The following is a 19,410-nucleotide window of genomic DNA, read 5'->3' on the forward strand; positions in this document are numbered from 1 at the left end:
GGCGAAGTACAGGAAGGTACTTCGGTTTTGTTCTGCCTTTCAACTCCCGGACGGATCGCCGGAGTTGTCGATCTTCGGGCGGTCCGCCGTCAGCCGGCGAACTCGGGTCCCCTCAGCAGGGCGCGGGCCCTGCGGTACATCCGCCAGCCGATCGTGGGCAGCGAGTCCGGGTACGGTGCCGCCTTCGCGCCCCGCCCCTCCATCCACCGCTCGATGTCGGCGACGGTGTGGCCGCGCCGCAGGATGAGCCGGGCGATGCGGTAGATCTCGTCGGTCCCGGAGCTGAGCGCGTGCCGGACGGCGACGGCCGAGGTGTACCCGGCCGCCTCGGCGGCCCGCCGCACGGCCGGACTGTTGTAGCCGTGCGGGTAGGCGAGATGCAGCACCTCGTGCCCGAGGACGTCCTCCAGGACCGCCTTCGACTCGCGCAGTTCGCACCGCAGGGCCCGCGGCGCGAGGGTGTCGAGCTGCGGATGGGTGACGGTGTGGCCGCCGACCTCCATTCCGTACTGCTCCAGGAGCGGCGCCTGCGCGAGGGTCATCATCGGCGCGGGCGGCAGCAGACAGGGCCGGCCGGGGGTGATGGCGCCCGTGGTGAGGTACGCGGTGGCGGGCAGGCCCCGGGAGGCGAGGGCCTCGGCGGTCGGCCCGACGAGATCGGCGAAGCCGTCGTCGAAGGTGAGGACGACGGGGCGGGGCGGCAGCGGGGTGCCGTCGGCGAAGTGCGCGGCGAGGGTGCCGACGGTGATCGCGGTACGGCCGCTGGCGACGATCGCGTCCAGCTGGGAGGCGAACTCCCGGGGCGAGACGGTGAATTCGGCGATCCAGTCCGGGGGGTCCTCCATCACGGCGTGGTAGAGGAGGACGGGTATCCGGGTGGGGACGGGTGCGTTCGTCATCGGGCCGGGGCTCCCTTCCCCCGCGGGGCCTGTCCGAGCGCCGCGGAGCGGGCTGCGGAGCGGGCTGCGGAGCGGGCCGTGGCGCGGGCCTTGGCGTATCCGATCGGGCCGTAGAGCATGCCGCGTCGCTCCAGTCGGGAGAGGCTTCGGGGCCAGGGGTGGTGCTGGGCGCCGTGCTCGCCGGGGACGCCGTCCCCGCCCTCGTCCCCGCGCCGGGCGGTCATGGTCCGGGCGTACGCCAGACCGCGCGGCAGCCGGGCGAGCAGGGCGGGCAGCAGCCGGGGGCTGCGGACCAGGGTCGCGGTGAGGTAGGCGGTGAGACCGGCGCCGTAGCCGTACGCCTGGTTCCGCAGGTCCTGCCAGGTGTCGCGGTGGTGGTGCCAGACGAGCGCCTGCGAGGTGTAGCGGAGACGGAAGCCGGCGGAGAGGACGGCGACGAAGGCGTACAGGTCGTCGCCGCCCTTCGCCGCGGTCCCGGTGCCGGTCGCCGGGTCGAAGCCGCCGGCCCGCCGGAGGGCCCCGGCCCGGAAGGCCATGTTGGCGCCGGAGCCGAAGCTGCCGGCGGTGAAGGGGAAGAGCGGCTCGTCGGCGGGCGGGTGCGCCGGGTCGTAGACCCGGGGGGCGAAGCCCTTGGCGAAGCCGCCGTGCGACTCCAGCAGGATCTGGGCGGGGGTGCGGAGCCGGGCGGGCAGGATCAGCCCGGTGACACAGCCGAGGCCCGGGTCGGCGGCGAAGGGCTCGGTGAGGGCGGTCAGCCAGTGCGGGTCGGCGATCACGTCGTCGTCGGTGAACGCGACGACGGCGCCCTCGGCGGCGGCGAGACCGGTGTTGTGCGCGGTGGCGAGACCGGGGGTGTCCTCGCGGACGTACCGGACGCGGTCGGTGTACGCGCGGGTGACGAGCTCATGGGTGGCGGAGGTGCGGGGCGCGTTGTCGACGACGATCAGCTCGAAGTCCGGGTGGTCCTGGGCGAGGAGCGAGTCGAGGGCGCGGGCGAGCTGCTCGGGCCGCTCACGGGTGGCGACGACGACGGAGGCCCGGGGAAGGGTGGGCGTCCCGGTCTTCGCACGGTCCTCCGGGCGGGCGGAGGCGAGGTGTTCGGCCCGGCGTTCGGCGTCGGTGCGGGGCGCCGCGGCGGTGTCCGAGAGGCGCCGCCGGGCGAGGGCTGCGAGCACGTCGGCGGGGTCCTCGCCCGCGGCGACGGTACCGACGACGGTGGCCGCGGGCCGGCCCCTGAGCCGGACGAGCGCGTAGACGTCGCCGGGCACGACGGCCGGGCCGCCGGGCGCGGGCCGGAAGCCGAGGACGGGCCCGTCGGGGGTGTCGAGATCGAGCTCGGCGACGGAGAGGGGCCGTGGGGCGGGGGTGCTGCTCATCGGGGGTCTCCCCAGAGACGTACGAGGGCGGGTACGGCGGATACGGCGGGCCCCCGCGGGACGGGTGCGGACCCGGCGGCAGGCGGCCCGACCGGGTCACCGGTCCGGACCGGCGGCACGGGCACCCGCCCCGGTGACTCGGACTCGGACTCGGCCACCGGCGCGGGGGACGGCGCCGCGGCATGGCTAACGGTGTCCCCGCAGGCGGGCCAGTCCGTTGAGGGCGGCGCGGCCCCTGGCCGCGAGGGCCGGGCGGGTGCGGACGAAGCGGTGCACGCGCAGCGGGGGCTCCCGCCGCAGCCAGTGCAGGGCGCCCAGCACCCCCGGACGGACGACGGCACCCTCGTGGACCGTCAGCTCCCCCGTCTTCAGGGCGTCCTTGTACTCGGCGTCGCCGCGCCCCAGGTCCAGCATCCCGATCCCGGCGGAGGCCGCGGCCTCCGCCATCCGCAGATGGAGGACGAGCCCCGGCGAGTACTTCGCGAACTCGGGGTCGTACGCGGGGAACCAGCAGGACAGCACGGTCGCCGAGCGCAGTCCGAAGTGCGCGGCGATCGGACGGTCCCCGACGTACAGCACGGACAGCACACCGGAGCAGCCGGGCGTACGGAGCTCGTGGAGGCGGCGGACCAGGGTGTTGATCCACTCCTTGGCGAAACGGTCCCCCCGCCCGGTCCTGCGGTACTGGGCGGACTTCCACTCCATGAGGGTGCGCAGGGCCGCCGGATCGCGCTCGTCGAAGACGAACCGCACCTCCCCCTCGGCCTGCCGCCCGAGCTTGCGCTCCTTGGCGAGCGTGGTCCTGAGGAACTTGGGCGACTGGACCCGCAGCAGGGCCTCGTAGGCCGCGTACCCCTCGCCGACGTCGATCACGGGCGAGGCGAAGGACTCGGCCGCCGCGCCCTCGAAGACCGGCTGCCCGTCCTCCAGGTTGTCGAACTCCCAGACCGCGAGACCGCAGGCCCGCAGCAACGCCCGCGCGCCCGGGCGCAGTCCGGACCGCAGGACGGCGCCCTGGCTGTCGGAGACCCCGAGGCCGACGGCCCCGCCCCGGCCGAACAGACCCTTCTCGTACGGGAAGAAGCCGACCGGCTCGTCGCCCTCCCACCACACGGCGACCCGCGAGCGCGGGCGCACCTCGGCCACCGCGCGCGCGAACTCCGGTTCCATGAAGGGATTCGCGGGCCTGCCGGACTTCACGCGCAGTTCTCGCCAGGCCTCGATCTCGCGCTCGCTCAGGCCCCCCGGCCTCACGATCCGCACACGGAAAGCGCTCACCCTTGCCGACCCCCCGGTCATTCCCTGAGTGCTGCAGAACAGGACGGTACCGGTCCGTGGTCGTCAGCGGCAGGGACAACGGGTCTTTCCGTGACCAACCCGTGAAGGAGGGGACACGACGGGGCGGGCGGACGATCCTGGAGCTGTGGGTGCCGGCGGAGGAGCTGGACGAGTTCAACGCGCACATCGTGGGCGACATCCGGGTGGTCCACGAGTTCCGCTGACGGCCGGTCCGCGGTGCGCTGTTCTAGGGTGCGGGCCATGAGAGGTGGGGACGGCGGCGGGCACTTCGTACGCCCTCGTCCTCACCTCGGAGCACGAGCCCGCGAACCCCTGCCGCCGTTCGGAGCCCCCGATGACGATTCACCGCGCCGTCCCCAACCTCCACACCGCGTCCCCGGAGCAGAACCGGGACTTCTACGCGCTGCTCGGCTTCGAGGAGGTCATGAACCACGGCTGGATCGCGACCCTCGCCTCTCCGTCGGCCCCGACGGCCCAGATCAGCCTGATGACCCACGACCTGACGGCGCCGGTCCCGCCGGATCTGAGCGTGGAGGTCGACGACGTGGACGCGGCGTACGCGGCGGTCCTCGCCTCGGGCGCGGAGATCGTCCACCCCCTGACCGACGAGCCCTGGGGGGTGCGCCGCTTCTTCACCCGTGACCCGGACGGCCGCGTGATCAACGTCCTGAGCCATCGCACCCGGCCCCCGGCCGGCCCCTGAGGCACCGCATCCGGGACCGGTCCGCCAGGAGCGCTTCCTCGGCCGGCCCGGCCCCGCGGGACCGCCTCCGACGCCGCGTCACACGGTCAGACCACCCGCGTGCCCGCCCGCCACACCTCCGTCACCAGCGGGACCCCCGGGCGGTACGCCAGGTGGACGTGGGACGGGGCGTCGAGGAACGTGAGGTCCGCGCGCGCGCCGGCCGTCAGACGGCCGACGTCCGCGCGGCGCAGGGCCGCCGCGCCGCCCGCCGTGGCCGACCAGACCGCCTCGTCGGGGGTCATGCCCATGTCCCGTACCGCGAGCGCGATGCAGAACGGGACGGAGGAGGTGAAGGAGGAGCCCGGGTTGCAGTCGGTGGAGAGGGCCACCGTCACGCCCGCGTCCAGGAGACGGCGGGCGTCCGGCCACTGCGCGCGGGTGGAGAACTCCGCCCCCGGGAGGAGGGTCGCGACCGTCGAGCCGTTCGCCAGGGCGTCCACGTCCGCGTCCGTGAGGTGTGTGCAGTGGTCCGCGCTCGCCGCGTCCAGTTCCACCGCCAGCTGGACGCCGGGGCCGTAGGTGAGCTGGTTGGCGTGCACCCGGGGGTGGAGGCCCCTGGCCTTGCCCGCGGTGAGGATCGCGCGGGCCTGGTCGCCGTCGAAGGCGCCCTTCTCGCAGAAGACGTCGACCCAACGGGCGTACGGGGCGCAGGCGTCGAGCATCTCGCCGGTCACCAGGTCCACGTACGCCGCCGGGTCGTCGGCGTAGTCCGGGGAGACGATGTGCGCGCCGAGGTACGTGACCTCGTCGGTGTGCTCGGCAGCGATGCGGAGGGCCCGGGCCTCGTCCTCGACCGTGAGGCCGTAGCCGGACTTGGTCTCGAAGGTGGTGGTGCCCTGGCGGAGTGCCTCGCGGAGGTAGCGGGCGACGTTCGCCGAGAGTTCCTCGTCGGTCGCCGCCCGCGTCGCCGCGACCGTGGTGCGGATGCCGCCCGCCTTGTACGCCTGGCCCGACATGCGGGCGTTGAACTCGGCGGTGCGGTCGCCCGCGAAGACGAGGTGCGAGTGGGAGTCCACGAAGCCGGGGATCACGGCCCGGCCGCCGGCGTCGACCCGGTTGTCAGTGGCGGGTGCTTTGCTGGCTTCACCGACCCAGACCACGCGGTCGCCGTCGACGACGACGGCCGCGTCCTGGATCAGGCCGAGAGGGGTTCCATCACCGAGAGAGGGGTCGTTGGTGACGAGACTGGCGATGTTGACGATGGCGGTGGCGGCCGTCGCCACGGCGCTGTTCGCGCTCGTGGGGGCGGAGGTCGCCACCGGGTTGTTCGTCGCCGCGGGGCCCGTGTTCATGGTGAGAGGTGTCTCCTTCAGCCGCGCAGGGCGGCGATCGAGTCCGCGAGGGCACGGGGCACGTCCCGCACGGTCTGGTGGACTCCGTCGCGTACGACGTGACGCCCGCCCACGACCGTGTGCCGCACGTCCGCGGCCGACGCCGCGAATACCGCCGTCTCGGCTGCCAGACGCGGTACCGGTCCCGCTGTCCTGACCGAGTCCAGCGCGATCGTCGTGAAGTCGGCGAGCGCACCGGCCTCCAGGGTGCCCGCGTCGGCCCAGCCGAGGGCCGCGTGGCCGTCGGCCGTCGCCGCGCGGAGCAGCGCCGCCGCCGTCCAGTGGCCGCGGGTGCGGGTGCGCAGGCGCTCGTCGAGCTCCATGGCCCGCGCCTCTTCGAGGAGGTCGATGACGGCGTGGCTGTCGCTGCCGAGGGAGAGCGGGGAGCCGGCGCGCTGGAGGGCCACGGCCGGGCCGATGCCGTCCGCGAGGTCCCGTTCGGTGGTGGGGCACATGCAGGTGCCGGTGGCCGTCGAGCCGATCAGCGCGATGTCGGTGTCGGTCATGTGGGTGTTGTGGACGCCCGTGGTCCGGGCGCCGAGCACGCCGTGGTCGGCGAGGAGCTGGGTGGGCGTGCGGCCGTGGGCGGCGAGGCAGGCGTCGTTCTCGGCGGTCTGCTCCGACAGGTGGACATGGAGGGGGGCCTCCCTGTCCTGGGCCCACCGGGCCACCGTCGTGAGCTGGTCGGCGGGGACGGCCCGTACGGAGTGGATCGCCGCGCCGAGGCGGACGCCGTCCCGCTCCTTGAGGGCGGACACCCGCTCGGCCCACCGGTCGGCGGTGCCGTCGGTGAAGCGGAGCTGGTGGTGCTCGGGGGCGGTGCCGAAGCCGGCCGAGAGGTACGCGGTGTCGAGGAGGGTGATGCGGATGCCGGCCTCGGCGGCAGCGGCGATCAGGGCCTCGCCCATGGCGTTGGGGTCGGCGTAGGGGGTGCCGCCGGGTGCGTGGTGGAGGTAGTGGAACTCTCCGACGGCCGTGATGCCCGCGAGTGCCATCTCCGCGTAGACCGCGCGGGCCAGGGCGAAGTAGCTGTCGGGGGTGAGGCGTTGGGCGACGGTGTACATGGTCTCGCGCCAGGTCCAGAAGGTGCCGGAGCCGACCTGGACGGTGCCGCGCAGGGCGCGGTGGAAGGCGTGCGAGTGGGCGTTGGCGAGGCCGGGGACCGTCAGGCCGCGCAGGACGACGGCGCCGGGCGGCGGGGCGGCGGTCCCGGTGCGGACGGCCGCGATCCGGCCGTCGGAGGTCACGTCCAGGGCGACGCCCGGCTCGACGTGGGTGTCGAGCCAGGCGTGTTCCAGCCAGTACGTCGTCAGCGGCACGCCAGCTCCTCCAGTACGTCGGCGAGTGCGAGGACCCCGGCCACGCAGTCGTCCTCGGCCGCGGACTCGGCCGGGGAGTGCGAGACCCCGGTGGGGTTCCGTACGAACAGCATGGCGGTCGGGATCGATTCGGACAAAATACCCGCGTCGTGTCCCGCGCCCGTGCCGAGGACCGGCACCTTGCCCGACTCTCCGAGGATGCGGGAGAGCTCGTCGCGCAGGGCGTGCGAGAAGTCCACGACCGGGGTGAAGGACTCCTGGACGACCGTGAGGTCGATGCCGTGGCGCGTGGCGTAGTCGCGGGCCGCCGTCTCGACTCCGGCGACGACCGTGTCCAGGGAGCCCTGGTCGGCGGCGCGGGCGTCGAGCCAGCCGCGGACCAGGGACGGGATGGCGTTGACGCCGTTCGGCTCGACCGCGATCTTGCCGAAGGTGGCGACGGCGCCGGCGAGCTCGGCCTCGCGGCGGGCGGCGAGGACCGTCTCCGCGTAGGTGAGCATCGGGTCGCGGCGGTCGACGAGCCGGGTGGTGCCGGCGTGGTTGGCCTCGCCGGCGAAGTCGTACCGCCAGCGGCCGTGCGGCCAGATGGAGGAGGCGATGCCGACGGCGTCCCCGGAGAGGTCGAGGGCGCGGCCCTGCTCGACGTGGAGTTCGACGAAGGCGCCGATGCGGGCGAGCCGCTCGGGGTCCGGTCCGATCTCCGCGGGGTCGTACCCCGCCGCCTCCATGGCCTGCGGGAGGCTGGTCCCGGCGCCGTCGCGGAGCTCGTACGCCTGCTCCTTCGTCAGCCGGCCCGCGGTGAGGCGGGAGCCGACGCAGGCGAGGCCGAAGCGGGCGCCTTCCTCGTCGCCGAAGTTGGTGATGGCCAGGGGCCGCTTGAACTGGACGCCCCGGGAGCGCAGTTCGTCGAGGGCGGCGAAGGCGGAGACGACACCGAGGGGGCCGTCGAAGGCGCCGCCGTCCGGGACGGAGTCCAGGTGGGAGCCGGTGACGACGGCGTCTCCCGCGGTGGGGTCGCCGAGCCAGGCCCACTGGTTGCCGTTGCGGTCGGTCTCGACGTCCAGGCGGCGGGCCTCGGCCTGCATCCGGAACCAGAGCCGGCAGTCGGCGTCGGCCTCGGTCCAGGCGTAGCGCCGGTAGCCGCCGGAGGCGGCGCTGCGGCCGATGGGCCGCAGCGACCGCCACATGGCGTGGAAGCTCGCGCTCACGCCGTGGCCTCGGACGCGTCGTCGCCCTCGCGCATCGGGATCCGTACGCCCTTCTCGTCGGCGACGCGCTCCGCGATGTCGTAGCCCGCGTCGACGTGGCGGATGACGCCCATGCCGGGGTCGTTGGTCAGGACGCGGCGGATCTTCTCGCCCGCGAGGGCGGTGCCGTCGGCGACCGAGACCTGGCCGGCGTGGATGGAGCGGCCCATGCCGACGCCGCCGCCGTGGTGGATGGAGACCCAGGACGCGCCGGAGGCGACGTTCACCATGGCGTTGAGGAGCGGCCAGTCGGCGATGGCGTCGGAGCCGTCGAGCATGGCCTCGGTCTCGCGGTACGGGGAGGCCACCGAGCCGCAGTCGAGGTGGTCGCGGCCGATCGCGAGGGGGGCGGCGAGGGTGCCGTTGCCGACCATGTCGTTGAACATGTCGCCGGCCTTGTCGCGCTCGCCCTGGCCGAGCCAGCAGATGCGGGCGGGCAGGCCCTGGAAGTGGACGCGCTCGCCGGCCATCTTGATCCAGCGGTGGAGGGACTCGTTCTCCGGGAAGAGGTCGAGCAGCGCCTTGTCCGTCTTGTGGATGTCGGAGGCCTCGCCGGAGAGGGCGGCCCAGCGGAACGGGCCCTTGCCCTCGCAGAACAGCGGGCGGATGTAGGCCGGGACGAAGCCGGGGAAGGCGAACGCGCGGTCGTAGCCGGCCAGCTGGGCCTCGCCGCGGATCGAGTTGCCGTAGTCGAAGACCTCGGCGCCGGCGTCCATGAAGCCGACCATGGCCTCGACGTGCCTGGCCATCGACTCGCGGGCGCGGGTGGTGAACCCGGCCGGGTCCTTGGCGGCCGCGTCGGCCATGTCGTCGAAGGCGACGCCGACCGGGAGGTAGGCGAGCGGGTCGTGGGCGGAGGTCTGGTCCGTCACGATGTCGATGGGGGCGCCCTCGGCGAGCATCTGCGGGAGCAGCTCGGCGGCGTTGCCGAGGAGGCCGATGGAGAGCGGGCGGCGGGCGTCGCGGGCCTCGGTGGCCAGCTGGAGCGCGTGGGCGAGGTTGTCGGCCTTGACGTCCAGGTAGCGGTGCTCGATGCGGCGCTCGATGGCGCGCGGGTCGACGTCGACGCAGATCGCGACGCCGTCGTTCATGGTGACGGCGAGGGGCTGGGCGCCGCCCATGCCGCCGAGGCCGGCGGTGAGGGTGATCGTCCCGGCGAGGGTGCCGTTGAACTTCTTCGCGGCGACGGCGGCGAAGGTCTCGTAGGTGCCCTGGAGGATGCCCTGGGTGCCGATGTAGATCCAGGACCCGGCGGTCATCTGGCCGTACATGGTGAGGCCGAGGTGCTCCAGGCGGCGGAACTCCTCCCAGTTGGCCCAGTCGCCGACCAGGTTGGAGTTGGCGAGGAGGACGCGCGGGGCCCACTCGTGGGTCTGCATGACGCCGACGGGGCGGCCGGACTGGACGAGCATCGTCTCGTCCTGCTTGAGCGTCCGCAGGGTGCGGACCATCGCGTCGAAGGAGCGCCAGTCGCGGGCGGCCTTGCCGGTGCCGCCGTAGACGACGAGCTTGTCGGGGTGCTCGGCGACCTCGGGGTCGAGGTTGTTCTGGAGCATCCGGAGGGCGGCTTCCTGCTGCCATCCCAGGGCGCTCAGTTCCGTGCCGCGAGCCGCTCGTACGGGGCGGGGTCCTGACATGGGGGTGCCTCCTCGGATGTCGTTCAGATATTCACATCCTGGCGCGCTGAATAGTTGTAGTCAACAGCTGCGGGGTCGACCATCCCGGTGATGGGATGGATCCATGGCCTCCTCCCGCCGCGATCTCGCCGTCCGAGCCTCCGTCGACCAAGGACTCCTCTCCCCCGCCGAACCGGTCGTCGCCCTCCTCGACACCGCCGGCATCCGCGCCTCCGCCGCCGCTCTGACCAGCGCGTTCGCCGCCGTCACCGACGCCCCCGTGCTGCACGCCTTCGCCGTCAAGGCCGCCCCGCTCGTCCCCGTCCTGCGCCTGCTCCACGAGGCCGGGCTCGGCGTCGAGGTCGCCAGCCCCGGCGAACTGGCCCTCGCGCGCGCCGCCGGGGTCCCGCCCACCGCCACCGTGCTCGACTCCCCCGCCAAGACGCCCGCGGAGCTCCGGCAGGCCCTCGCGCTCGGCATCGCCGTCAACGCCGACAACCTCCAGGAGCTGGCCAGGCTCGACGCGCTCGTCACCTCCGCGCCCACCGCCTCGCCCCTCGGACTCCGGGTGAACCCGCAGGTCGGGGCCGGCTCCATCGGCGCCCTCTCGACCGCGACGGCCACCTCCAAGTTCGGCGTGGCACTCCGCGACGAGGGCGCCCGCAAGACCGTCGTCCAGGCCTTCCTGGAGCGCCCCTGGCTGACCCGTCTGCACACCCACACCGGCTCCCAGGGCGTCCCGCTCGCCCTGATGGCCGAAGGCGTCGGGGAGGCGTACGCGCTCGCCGAGGAGATCAACCGCACGGCCGGCCGGCAGCAGATCGACACCCTCGACATCGGCGGCGGCCTGCCGGTGAACTTCGCCTCCGACGAGGAGACGCCGACGTACGCCGAGTACGCCCGGCTGCTCGCCGACACCGTCCCCGGGCTCTTCGACGGCCGCTACCGCCTGGTGACCGAATTCGGCCGCTCGCTGCTCGCCAAGCACGGCACGGTCCTCGCCCGGGTGGAGTACACCAAGACCTCCGGCGGCCGCCCCATCGCCGTCACCCACGCGGGCGTGCAGCTGGCCACCCGTACGGTCTACGCCCCCGACGCCTGGCCGCTGCGGATCCTCGCGTACGACTCCGAGGGCCGCCCCCGCACCGGGGAGACCGCCGTCCAGGACGTCGCGGGCCCCGCCTGCTTCGCCGGGGACCTGCTCGCCACGGGCCGCGAGCTGCCGCTGCTGCACCCGGGCGACGTGGTGGCCGTCCCGGACACCGGCGCGTACTACTTCGCCCATCACTACGGGTACAACAGCCTGCCCCGGCCGGGCGTCCACGGCTTCACGGCGGGCGAGGACGGGGCGGTGACCTTCACGACCGTACGGAGCCCCCAGACGCTCGCGGAGATCGTCGCGGAGTCCGGCGGCGGCCACGCCGACGCGCTCGTCCGGCAGGGGTGACGGAGGAGCGTCCGGGTGGCGCGGCCCGGGGCCGCCGGGCGGCCCGTCCGGTAGCGCGGGCCGGGCCGCCCGGCTTCCATGAAGCCATGACTGGAACCGGTACGGACACCACATCCGTCGTCGTCGAGCGCCGGGTCGACGCCTCCCCCGGGCGGGTCTGGGAGTCGATCACCGACCTGCGGGACATACCCCGCGTCCTCTCGGGCGTCGAGAGGGTCGAGGTGCTCACCGAGGGCGGCTTCGGCGTGGGCACCCGCTGGCGCGAGACCCGGCGGATGCTCGGCAAGGAGGCCACCGAGGAGATGACGGTGACGGAGTCCGAGCCGCCCGACCGGTACGTCACGATCGCCGACTCCCACGGCATGCACTACGTCTCCGAGATCACCCTCACGCCCGACGGCACGGGGGCCACCACCCTGCGGATGACGTTCTCCGCCAGTCCCGCGCGCGGCCGCAGGCCGGGGTTCCTCGCCAAGATGATGGCCCGCTTCGGCGCGAAGGCGGTCGCCAAGGCGCTCACGAAGGACCTGACCGAGATCGCGAACGCGGTGGAGTCCAAGACCTGACACACAACCCGATCGAATGACCCCCGCGTACTGGCATGTTCCGATGGAAAATGCCAGAACGCCCTCCCTGGAGCGCTGCGTTCAGTAACGTCACCGTCACTGCCGCACGTTCGCACGCCGCATCGGGAGGGGAATCCGCGTGCCCGGAATCGACGAGTGCCTTCTGGAGGCCATGGCCCTGCCGGGCGCTCGCGGAGCCTCCCTGGTCGACTGGACCAGCGGGCTCGCCCTCGGGACGGCGGGTGAATCACCGGTCGGCGACCATGAGACGACAGCCGCCGAGACCGCCGAACTAGCCCGCTCCGCAGCGGAGTTCGACTCGTTCACCAGCGCCGGCGAAGCGGAGGGCGAGGACGGGCCGCCCGTAGAGGACCTCATCGTCACCACCCGCGCCGGCTACCACGTCCTGCGCTTCGTCGAGACCTCCTTCGACAGCAGCGTCTTCCTCCATCTCTGGCTCGACCGCGACAGCGGCAACCTCGCCCTCGCCCGGATCAGACTCCGCGACCTCGCAGAGAGACTGGTGCTGGGATGAGCGCCGTCGCCACCCCCGTCTCCCCGATGCTCGTCCGGCTCGCCGCCGAGAAGGCCACCGGGGCCCTGCTCCGCGACCACGGCACGCTCTACCTCGTCGACGGCCGGGTCGTGCACGCCGAGAGCCCCGCCGCCCCCGGCCTCGACATCCTCCTCACCACCGGCGGACGCCTGCCCCGCGAGGGCTGGGACGAGGCCGTCGACCGGGCAGGCGCCCACCGCGCCGTCGGCCGCTTCCTCGTCGACAGCGGCCGGCTCCACGACGGCGAGCTGGAGATCTGCCACCTCGGGGCCGTCTTCGACGCGGCCTTCTTCGCCCTCTCCCCCACCACCGGACCGACCCGCTTCCGGTACGGGGTGGGGCACTGGTTCGGAACGGTCCGGCCGGTCTCCGCCGAGGCGGTCGAGCGCGAGACGGTACGCCGCCGCGAACTCCTCGACGCCGTCTGGCCGTACGCCTCCGTGGACACCGCCCCGGTCGTGCCGCGACCCGCCGCCCCCGGCCAGACCATGGGGGCGCGCCAGCGTGCCCTGCTCGCCGCCGCGGACGGGGAGCGGACCCCGGCGGAGCTGGCCCGGCTGCTCGGCCGCCCCGCCTTCCACACCCTCCTCGACGTCCGGCGGCTCGCCGCCGCCGGACTGGTCGAGACCCCGCTCGAACCCGATCCCGTCCCGACGCCTCCCCCGCCTTCCCTGTTACCGGCCCTGCCGGTGGCCGATCCCGACATCGCCCTGCTGCGCCGGCTCCGTGACGCCCTGGAGGCACACCTGTGATGAGGCGTGCCCTGCGCCTGCGCGCCGAAAGGAAACAGCTCATGACGGCAGAAGCCGAGGTCCTCGGCGAGCTCAGACGGCTGCGGGCCCGGCTGCCCCAGCTGACCGGGGCGCTCGCGGCCAGCGCCGACGGACTCGTCCTGGCCCACGACACCGTGGACGGCGAGGCCGAGAGCGTGGCCGCGCTGACCGCGGCGGCGCTCGGCGTCGGCCAGCGGCTGACCGACTCCACCGGCCAGGGCCGGTTCCGGGAGCTGCTGGTCCGCGGCGAGAGCGGCTACGTCGCGACGTACGCGGCGGGCGGCGCGGCCGTCCTGACCCTGCTCGCGGAGCCCCGGATCAATGTCGGGCGGCTCCATCTGGAGGCCCGCAGGTCCAGTGTCCGGATAGGTGAACTCGTCGACGGCGCACTGGAACGCAAAGACCTCAACTGAGGCAACGCACCACGAAGAAGACACGTACACGAAAAGGAAGTGCGACACCCATGGCGAACACCGAGACCTCCCTCAAGGAAGCGGCCTCCATCGAAGGCGCCATCGGCGCGGCCCTCGTCGACTACACGAGCGGTATGGCGCTCGGCACGGTCGGCGGCGGCAAGGAGCTCGACCTGAACATGGCCGCCGCGGGCAATACCGACGTCGTGCGGGCCAAAGTCCGGACGATGGAGATGCTGGGGCTCCAGGAGGACATCGAGGACATCCTGATCACCCTCGGCAGCCAGTACCACCTGATCCGGCTGCTCAAGGGGCGCGGAACCAACGGCCTCTTCCTCTACCTGGCGCTCGACAGAAACCGCGCGAACCTGGCGATGGCCCGCCACCAGCTGAAGAAGATCGAGGCCGAGCTGGACGTCTGACCCGGCGGGCGTGCGCGCGGGCCCACTCGACGGACAGGCCCCGCGCCTACTCCACGAACAGGCCCCGCGCCGCCGCCTTCGCGTCGAACTCCTCCAGCCGCGCCTGCGCGTCCGGGAGCTCGTCCGCCATGGCCTCCAGGAGGACCCGGCCGAGCATCATCGGCGCGCACGCCGTGTCGAAGGCGAGCCCCGTGCCGACGGCGGCCGGGATGAGCAGATCGCTGTGGGCGGCGACGGGCGCGAAGGCCGACTCGGCGACGGTCACGACCGTGAGCCCGGCCGCCCGCGCGTACTCCAGGGCCTCGACGACCTCTCTCGGGTGCCGGGGCAGCGCGAAGCAGAGCAGGGCCGTGGCCCCGGCGCGTACGGCCGCGTCGACGCGGTCCGTGAGCATCGAGCCGGCCTCGTCGAGGAGCCGGACGTCGGGGTGTACCTTGGCGGCGAAGTAGGCGAAGCCGCGTGCCTGCGAGGAGGCGGCCCGCAGTCCGAGGACGGGCAGCGGGCGGGAGCGGGCGAGGAGCCGGCCGGCCCGCTCGACGGGCGCGGGGTCGGCGAGCAGTCCGGCGAGGTGCTTGAGGTTCTCGATCTCGGCGAGCACGGCCTGCTGGTACTCGTTGAGCACCTCGCCCTCCCCCTCGCCCGTACCGGGCCCGGGGGGCGCGACCTCGCGCAGATGGCGGCGGAGTGCCGGGTAGCCGTCGAAGCCGAGGGCGACGGCGAAGCGGGTGACGGAGGGCTGGCTGACCCCGGCGAGCTCGGCGAGCTCGACGCTGGACAGGAACGGCACGTCACCGGCGCGCCGCACCATGCAGTGCGCGATCCGCCGCTGCGTCGGTGTCAGCCGGTGCCCCTCGAAGAGCGCCTGCAGTCGGCCGGCCGTGCTGTCGGTCATGCCGCCGACCCCTCTCACCTATTCACCCGCGAATGACTCTGCATAAGGATATGCAGCAGGTGTTCCGGAGAGAAGGGGAAGGTCGACGGGGAACCCCGGGGAGCCCGGCGGGGGGCCCGGCAAGAGGCCCGGCGAGGGGCCCCGGCAAGAGGCCCGGCAAGCCCCCGCAAGGGCCCGGCAAGGGCCCGGCGGGAGAAGAGTGTGCGCGGGGACCGCCGCACCCCCGAAAAGGGGGGCGGGACGACGGCGGTCCCCGCGAGGGACACGGGCCCGGGTCAGGACCGGTCTCCGCGTCCGCGGCGTCGTGGGGAGTCCGGGAGCCGCTCCGGAAGTCCGTGACGCCGACAACCACCAATGTGCCTGACGCGTGTTAAGCGGGTGCTGCGGGTACGTGTCGCGCTCGTACCGATTGCGCGAACGCACCCGCCGGCACCGTCCGCGGTCCTACTTCGCGCCGCCGTTGGCCAGGAAGGCCAGCAGGTCCTGACGGCTGACGACACCGGTCGGCTTGCCCTCGACCAGGACGATCGCCGCGTCGGCGGCGTCCCCGAGCACGGTCATCAGGTCGGCGACGGGCTCGCCGGAGCCGACCTGCGGCAGCGGCGCGCTCATGTGACGCTCCAGCGGGTCCTCCAGGGAGGCCCGCTGGGTGAAGAGCGCGTCGAGGAGCTCGCGCTCGACGACCGAGCCGACGACCTCGGCGGCCATCACGTCGGGGTGGCCGGCGCCGGGCTTCACGATGGGCATCTGGGAGACGCCGTACTCGCGGAGCACCTCGATGGCCTGGCCGACGGTCTCGTCCGGGTGCATGTGGACGAGGGAGGGCAGGACACCCTCCTTGTGGCGCAGGACGTCGGCGACGGTGGCGGTGGAGGTGTCCTCCAGGAAGCCGTAGTCGGCCATCCACTCGTCGTTGAAGATCTTCGACAGGTAGCCGCGGCCGGAGTCCGGCAGCAGGACGACGACGACGTCGTCCGGGCCGAGCTCCTTGGCGACCTCCAGGGCGGCCACGACGGCCATGCCGCAGGAGCCGCCGACGAGGAGGCCCTCCTCCTTGGCGAGGCGGCGGGTCATCTGGAACGAGTCCTTGTCGGACACGGCGACGATCCGGTCCGTGACGTTCCGGTCGTACGCGGTCGGCCAGAAGTCCTCGCCGACGCCCTCGACGAGGTACGGACGCCCGGAGCCGCCCGAGTAGACGGAACCCTCCGGGTCGGCGCCGACGATCTTTACGGAGCCGCCACTGGCCTCCCTGAGGTAGTTGCCGGTGCCGGAGATGGTGCCGCCGGTGCCGACACCCGCCACGAAGTGGGTGATCTTCCCGTCCGTCTGCTCCCAGAGCTCGGGACCGGTGGTCTCGTAGTGGGAGCGCGGGTTGTTCGGGTTGGAGTACTGGTCGGGCTTCCAGGCACCGGGCGTCTCACGGACGAGGCGGTCCGAGACGTTGTAGTACGAGTCCGGGTGCTCCGGGTCGACCGCGGTCGGGCAGACGACGACCTCGGCGCCGTACGCCCGCAGCACGTTGATCTTGTCGAGGGACACCTTGTCGGGGCAGACGAAGATGCACTTGTAGCCCTTCTGCTGGGCCACGATCGCCAGGCCGACGCCGGTGTTGCCGGACGTGGGCTCGACGATGGTGCCGCCGGGCTTGAGCGCCCCGCTCTCCTCCGCCGCCTCGATCATGCGCAGGGCGATGCGGTCCTTGACCGAGCCGCCGGGGTTGAAGTACTCGACCTTGGCCAGGACGGTCGCCTGGATACCCGCCGTGACGTTGTTGAGCTTCACCAGCGGGGTGTTGCCGACGAGGCTGATCATCGAGTCGTGGAATTGCACCGTAATCTCCGGGGTCTCCGTAATGGTGTGGCCAGCGTATGCGTAGTCGGAGCGGGTTACGGGGCAGTTAGACCCTGAACGGCTTGAAGGGCCTCTACGGCTCGAAGGAGGTGACGGCCTCATGTCGAGGGCGAGGGTGGCGCGCCGGATCGCGGCGGGCGCGGCGTACGGCGGCGGGAGTATCGGGCTGCTCGGTGTGGCCGCGGTGGGCGTCCTGCTCGCCGAGATGCAGATCGCGAAGCGGACGGTGGGCGGCGGGGCGGCCCCGCTGCCACCGGGCGCGGACGGTCTGTACGGCCGCGCGTTCGGCCCGGACGAGCCGCTGTGGCTGGCCCTTCTGGGTGATTCCACGGCGGCGGGCCAGGGGGTGCGCCGCTCGGGGCAGACACCGGGCGCACTGCTCGCCTCGGGGCTCGCGGCGGTCGCGGAGCGGCCGGTGATCCTGCGGAACGTGGCGCTCTCCGGGGCGCGCTCGGACGACCTGGAGCGCCAGGTGTCGCTGCTGCTCGCCCAGCCCCTCGGACCGCCGGACGTCTGCGTGATCATGATCGGCGCGAACGACGTGACGCACCGGTTGCCGCCGACCGAGTCGGTGCGGCTCCTGGCGTCGGCGGTCCGGCGGCTGCGCACGGCCGGCGCGGAGGTGGTGGTCGGGACCTGCCCGGATCTGGGGACGATCGAGCCGGTCTACCAGCCGCTGCGCTGGCTGGCCCGGCGGGCCTCCCGCCAGCTCGCGGCCGCGCAGACGATCGTGGTGATCGAGCAGGGCGGGCGGACGGTGTCGCTCGGCGACCTGCTCGGTCCCGAGTTCGCGGCGAACCCGCGCGAGATGTTCGGGGTGGACAACTTCCATCCGTCGGCGGAGGGGTACGCGACGGCGGCGATGGCCGTCCTTCCGACGCTCTGCGCGGTGCTCGGCGTTTGGCCGGAGACCGACCGTCTCGAACCGGCCCGGCGGGAGAACATGCTGCCGGTCGCGAAGGCGGCGGCCGAGGCGGCGAAGGAGGCGGGCACGGAGGTGACGGGCGCCCGGGCGCCGTGGGCCCTGCTCAAGCACCGCCGCAGGAGGCGGCTGCCGGTCCCCGCGGAGGGGGCGGCCGAGGGCTCGGCCGGGGGGCCCGCCGGGGCCCAGGGGGAAGGGGCCGCGGAGACACCCGCCCCCACCAACTGAGCGCTCGCTTAGAAAAGAGGCCCGCATCACATGCCCTGCCCGGTGACCCCATGCGGTACGTACGGGTAACTTCCCTTTCAGTCCGCCCACTCCGCACCCTCATGGAGCCGTGATGCCCGAAGCCGTGATCGTCTCGACCGCCCGTTCGCCCATCGGCCGGGCCTTCAAGGGCTCCCTGAAGGACCTGCGTCCGGACGACCTCACCGCGACCATCGTCCAGGCCGCCCTGGCCAAGGTGCCGGAGCTCGACCCGCGCGACATCGACGACCTGATGCTGGGCTGCGGCCTGCCCGGCGGCGAGCAGGGCAACAACCTGGGCCGGATCGTCTCCGTGCGCATGGGCATGGACCACCTTCCGGGCTGCACCGTCACCCGCTACTGCTCCTCCTCGCTCCAGACCTCCCGGATGGCGCTGCACGCGATCAAGGCGGGCGAGGGCGACGTCTTCATCTCGGCCGGTGTCGAGATGGTCTCCCGCTTCGTGAAGGGCAACTCCGACTCGCTGCCCGACACGCACAACCCGTACTTCGCCGAGGCCGAGGCCCGTACCGCCGAGGTCGCCGCCTCCGAGGGCTCCACCTGGCACGACCCGCGCGAGGACGGCATCGTCCCCGACGCCTACATCGCCATGGGCCAGACCGCCGAGAACCTGGCCCGCGTGAAGGGCATCAGCCGCCAGGAGATGGACGAGTTCGGCGTACGGTCGCAGAACCTCGCCGAGCAGGCCATCAAGAACGGCTTCTGGGAGCGCGAGATCACCCCGGTGACGCTCCCGGACGGCACGGTCGTCGCCACGGACGACGGCCCGCGCGCCGGCGTCACCCTGGAGGGCGTGCAGGGCCTCAAGCCGGTCTTCCGCCCCGACGGCCTGGTCACCGCCGCCAACTGCTGCCCGCTCAACGACGGTGCCGCCGCGCTCGTGATCATGTCGGACACGAAGGCCCGCGAGCTCGGCCTGACCCCGCTCGCCCGCATCGTCTCCACCGGCGTCTCCGGCCTCTCCCCCGAGATCATGGGCCTCGGCCCGGTCGAGGCGTCGAAGCAGGCCCTCAAGCGCGCCGGCCTGACCATCGGCGACATCGACCTGGCCGAGCTCAACGAGGCCTTCGCCGCCCAGGTGATCCCGTCCTACCAGGAGCTGGGCCTGGACCTGGACAAGGTGAACGTCAACGGTGGCGCCATCGCCGTCGGCCACCCCTTCGGAATGACCGGCGCCCGGATCACCGGCACCCTCATCAACAGCCTCCAGTTCCACGACAAGCAGTTCGGCCTGGAGACCATGTGCGTCGGCGGCGGCCAGGGCATGGCCATGGTCATCGAGCGCCTCAGCTGATCGGGCGCCTGTCCTGAGGGCCCGGGGCTAACCGCTCCGCGTCCGAGCCGTGACCGAATCTCCCCCAGGATGTGACCTACGTCCCGGGGGAGTTCGTTTTCGCAGGTCAGAGCAGTTTTGGGACTAAACACCTGGCAGAAATACCTGTCCAATTCGTGACGTAATGCACTGA

Annotated in this window: 19 protein-coding genes; 10 read left to right on the forward strand and 9 right to left on the reverse strand. The window is 73.1% G+C overall.

Annotated elements, in window-relative coordinates:
- Positions 1–89: 89 nt before the first annotated feature.
- The 3 genes from ACH4MY_RS19730 to ACH4MY_RS19740 all read right to left on the reverse strand — a co-directional run bounded on the left by ACH4MY_RS19730 (position 90) and on the right by ACH4MY_RS19740 (position 3,574).
- Complete coding sequence (locus tag ACH4MY_RS19730) at positions 90–899, reverse strand: polysaccharide deacetylase family protein (RefSeq protein ID WP_398004702.1); 810 nt, start codon at positions 897–899, stop codon at positions 90–92.
- Positions 896–2,275, reverse strand: a complete 1,380-nt coding sequence (locus ACH4MY_RS19735) for a glycosyltransferase (RefSeq protein ID WP_398004704.1) — start codon at positions 2,273–2,275, stop codon at positions 896–898. Before ACH4MY_RS19735 ends, ACH4MY_RS19730 begins: the two co-directional genes overlap by 4 nt.
- A 186-nt stretch (positions 2,276–2,461) precedes the next feature.
- On the reverse strand, positions 2,462–3,574 hold the full coding sequence (locus ACH4MY_RS19740) for a GNAT family N-acetyltransferase (RefSeq protein WP_398004706.1): 1,113 nt from the start codon (positions 3,572–3,574) through the stop codon (positions 2,462–2,464).
- A gap of 80 nt (positions 3,575–3,654) precedes the next feature.
- Here ACH4MY_RS19740 and ACH4MY_RS19745 point away from each other — a divergent pair, with 80 nt between their 5' ends.
- Together ACH4MY_RS19745 and ACH4MY_RS19750 are read left to right on the forward strand one after the other, a co-directional pair.
- Positions 3,655–3,777: a hypothetical protein gene (locus ACH4MY_RS19745; RefSeq protein WP_398005313.1), complete on the forward strand. Its 123-nt coding sequence runs from the start codon at positions 3,655–3,657 to the stop codon at positions 3,775–3,777.
- 131 nt (positions 3,778–3,908) lie between these two features.
- Complete coding sequence (locus tag ACH4MY_RS19750) at positions 3,909–4,277, forward strand: VOC family protein (protein WP_398004708.1); 369 nt, start codon at positions 3,909–3,911, stop codon at positions 4,275–4,277.
- An 86-nt stretch (positions 4,278–4,363) separates the two neighbouring features.
- On the opposite strand, the gene hutI is transcribed toward ACH4MY_RS19750, so the two are convergent.
- The 4 genes from hutI to hutU are packed head-to-tail and all read right to left on the reverse strand — an operon-like array spanning position 4,364 to position 9,853.
- Positions 4,364–5,611: an imidazolonepropionase gene (hutI, locus tag ACH4MY_RS19755; RefSeq protein ID WP_398004710.1), complete on the reverse strand. Its 1,248-nt coding sequence runs from the start codon at positions 5,609–5,611 to the stop codon at positions 4,364–4,366.
- Between the two features lie 17 nt (positions 5,612–5,628).
- Positions 5,629–6,969: a formimidoylglutamate deiminase gene (locus tag ACH4MY_RS19760; RefSeq protein ID WP_398004712.1), complete on the reverse strand. Its 1,341-nt coding sequence runs from the start codon at positions 6,967–6,969 to the stop codon at positions 5,629–5,631.
- Entirely contained in the window at positions 6,960–8,177 is a 1,218-nt protein-coding gene (locus tag ACH4MY_RS19765; RefSeq protein ID WP_398004714.1) for an allantoate amidohydrolase, read from the reverse strand. Before ACH4MY_RS19765 ends, ACH4MY_RS19760 begins: the two co-directional genes overlap by 10 nt.
- On the reverse strand, positions 8,174–9,853 hold the full coding sequence (gene hutU, locus ACH4MY_RS19770; protein ID WP_398004716.1) for a urocanate hydratase: 1,680 nt from the start codon (positions 9,851–9,853) through the stop codon (positions 8,174–8,176). Before hutU ends, ACH4MY_RS19765 begins: the two co-directional genes overlap by 4 nt.
- A gap of 103 nt (positions 9,854–9,956) precedes the next feature.
- Here hutU and ACH4MY_RS19775 point away from each other — a divergent pair, with 103 nt between their 5' ends.
- The 6 genes from ACH4MY_RS19775 (at position 9,957) to ACH4MY_RS19800 (ending at position 14,009) form a co-directional block, all read left to right on the forward strand.
- Entirely contained in the window at positions 9,957–11,279 is a 1,323-nt protein-coding gene (locus ACH4MY_RS19775; protein WP_398004718.1) for a diaminopimelate decarboxylase, read from the forward strand.
- Positions 11,280–11,365: 86 nt separating this feature from the next.
- On the forward strand, positions 11,366–11,845 hold the full coding sequence (locus ACH4MY_RS19780) for an SRPBCC family protein (protein ID WP_398004720.1): 480 nt from the start codon (positions 11,366–11,368) through the stop codon (positions 11,843–11,845).
- 139 nt (positions 11,846–11,984) lie between these two features.
- Positions 11,985–12,380: a hypothetical protein gene (locus ACH4MY_RS19785; RefSeq protein WP_398004722.1), complete on the forward strand. Its 396-nt coding sequence runs from the start codon at positions 11,985–11,987 to the stop codon at positions 12,378–12,380.
- A complete protein-coding gene (locus ACH4MY_RS19790) occupies positions 12,377–13,153 on the forward strand; it encodes a transcriptional regulator (protein ID WP_398004724.1) in 777 nt (258 codons plus the stop codon). The genes ACH4MY_RS19785 and ACH4MY_RS19790 overlap by 4 nt, the downstream gene beginning before the upstream one ends.
- Positions 13,154–13,194: 41 nt before the next feature.
- Positions 13,195–13,587 (forward strand): roadblock/LC7 domain-containing protein, encoded by a 393-nt coding sequence (locus ACH4MY_RS19795; RefSeq protein WP_398004726.1) that lies wholly within the window; start codon positions 13,195–13,197, stop codon positions 13,585–13,587.
- 50 nt (positions 13,588–13,637) lie between these two features.
- Positions 13,638–14,009: a hypothetical protein gene (locus ACH4MY_RS19800; RefSeq protein ID WP_398004728.1), complete on the forward strand. Its 372-nt coding sequence runs from the start codon at positions 13,638–13,640 to the stop codon at positions 14,007–14,009.
- 46 nt (positions 14,010–14,055) lie between these two features.
- On the opposite strand, the gene ACH4MY_RS19805 is transcribed toward ACH4MY_RS19800, so the two are convergent.
- Together ACH4MY_RS19805 and ACH4MY_RS19810 are read right to left on the reverse strand one after the other, a co-directional pair.
- Positions 14,056–14,901, reverse strand: a complete 846-nt coding sequence (locus ACH4MY_RS19805; protein ID WP_398004730.1) for a MurR/RpiR family transcriptional regulator — start codon at positions 14,899–14,901, stop codon at positions 14,056–14,058.
- 444 nt (positions 14,902–15,345) lie between these two features.
- Positions 15,346–16,734, reverse strand: a complete 1,389-nt coding sequence (locus ACH4MY_RS19810; RefSeq protein WP_398004732.1) for a cystathionine beta-synthase — start codon at positions 16,732–16,734, stop codon at positions 15,346–15,348.
- A gap of 121 nt (positions 16,735–16,855) precedes the next feature.
- Here ACH4MY_RS19810 and ACH4MY_RS19815 point away from each other — a divergent pair, with 121 nt between their 5' ends.
- Both ACH4MY_RS19815 and ACH4MY_RS19820 read left to right on the forward strand, forming a co-directional pair.
- A complete protein-coding gene (locus ACH4MY_RS19815; protein ID WP_398004734.1) occupies positions 16,856–17,905 on the forward strand; it encodes an SGNH/GDSL hydrolase family protein in 1,050 nt (349 codons plus the stop codon).
- 112 nt (positions 17,906–18,017) lie between these two features.
- A complete protein-coding gene (locus tag ACH4MY_RS19820; RefSeq protein ID WP_398004736.1) occupies positions 18,018–19,238 on the forward strand; it encodes an acetyl-CoA C-acetyltransferase in 1,221 nt (406 codons plus the stop codon).
- The last annotated feature ends 172 nt before the right edge of the window (positions 19,239–19,410 follow it).

The sequence above is a fragment of the Streptomyces sp. NPDC017246 genome, from assembly GCF_044331325.1.
In the GTDB taxonomy this organism is placed as follows: Bacteria; Actinomycetota; Actinomycetes; order Streptomycetales; family Streptomycetaceae; genus Streptomyces.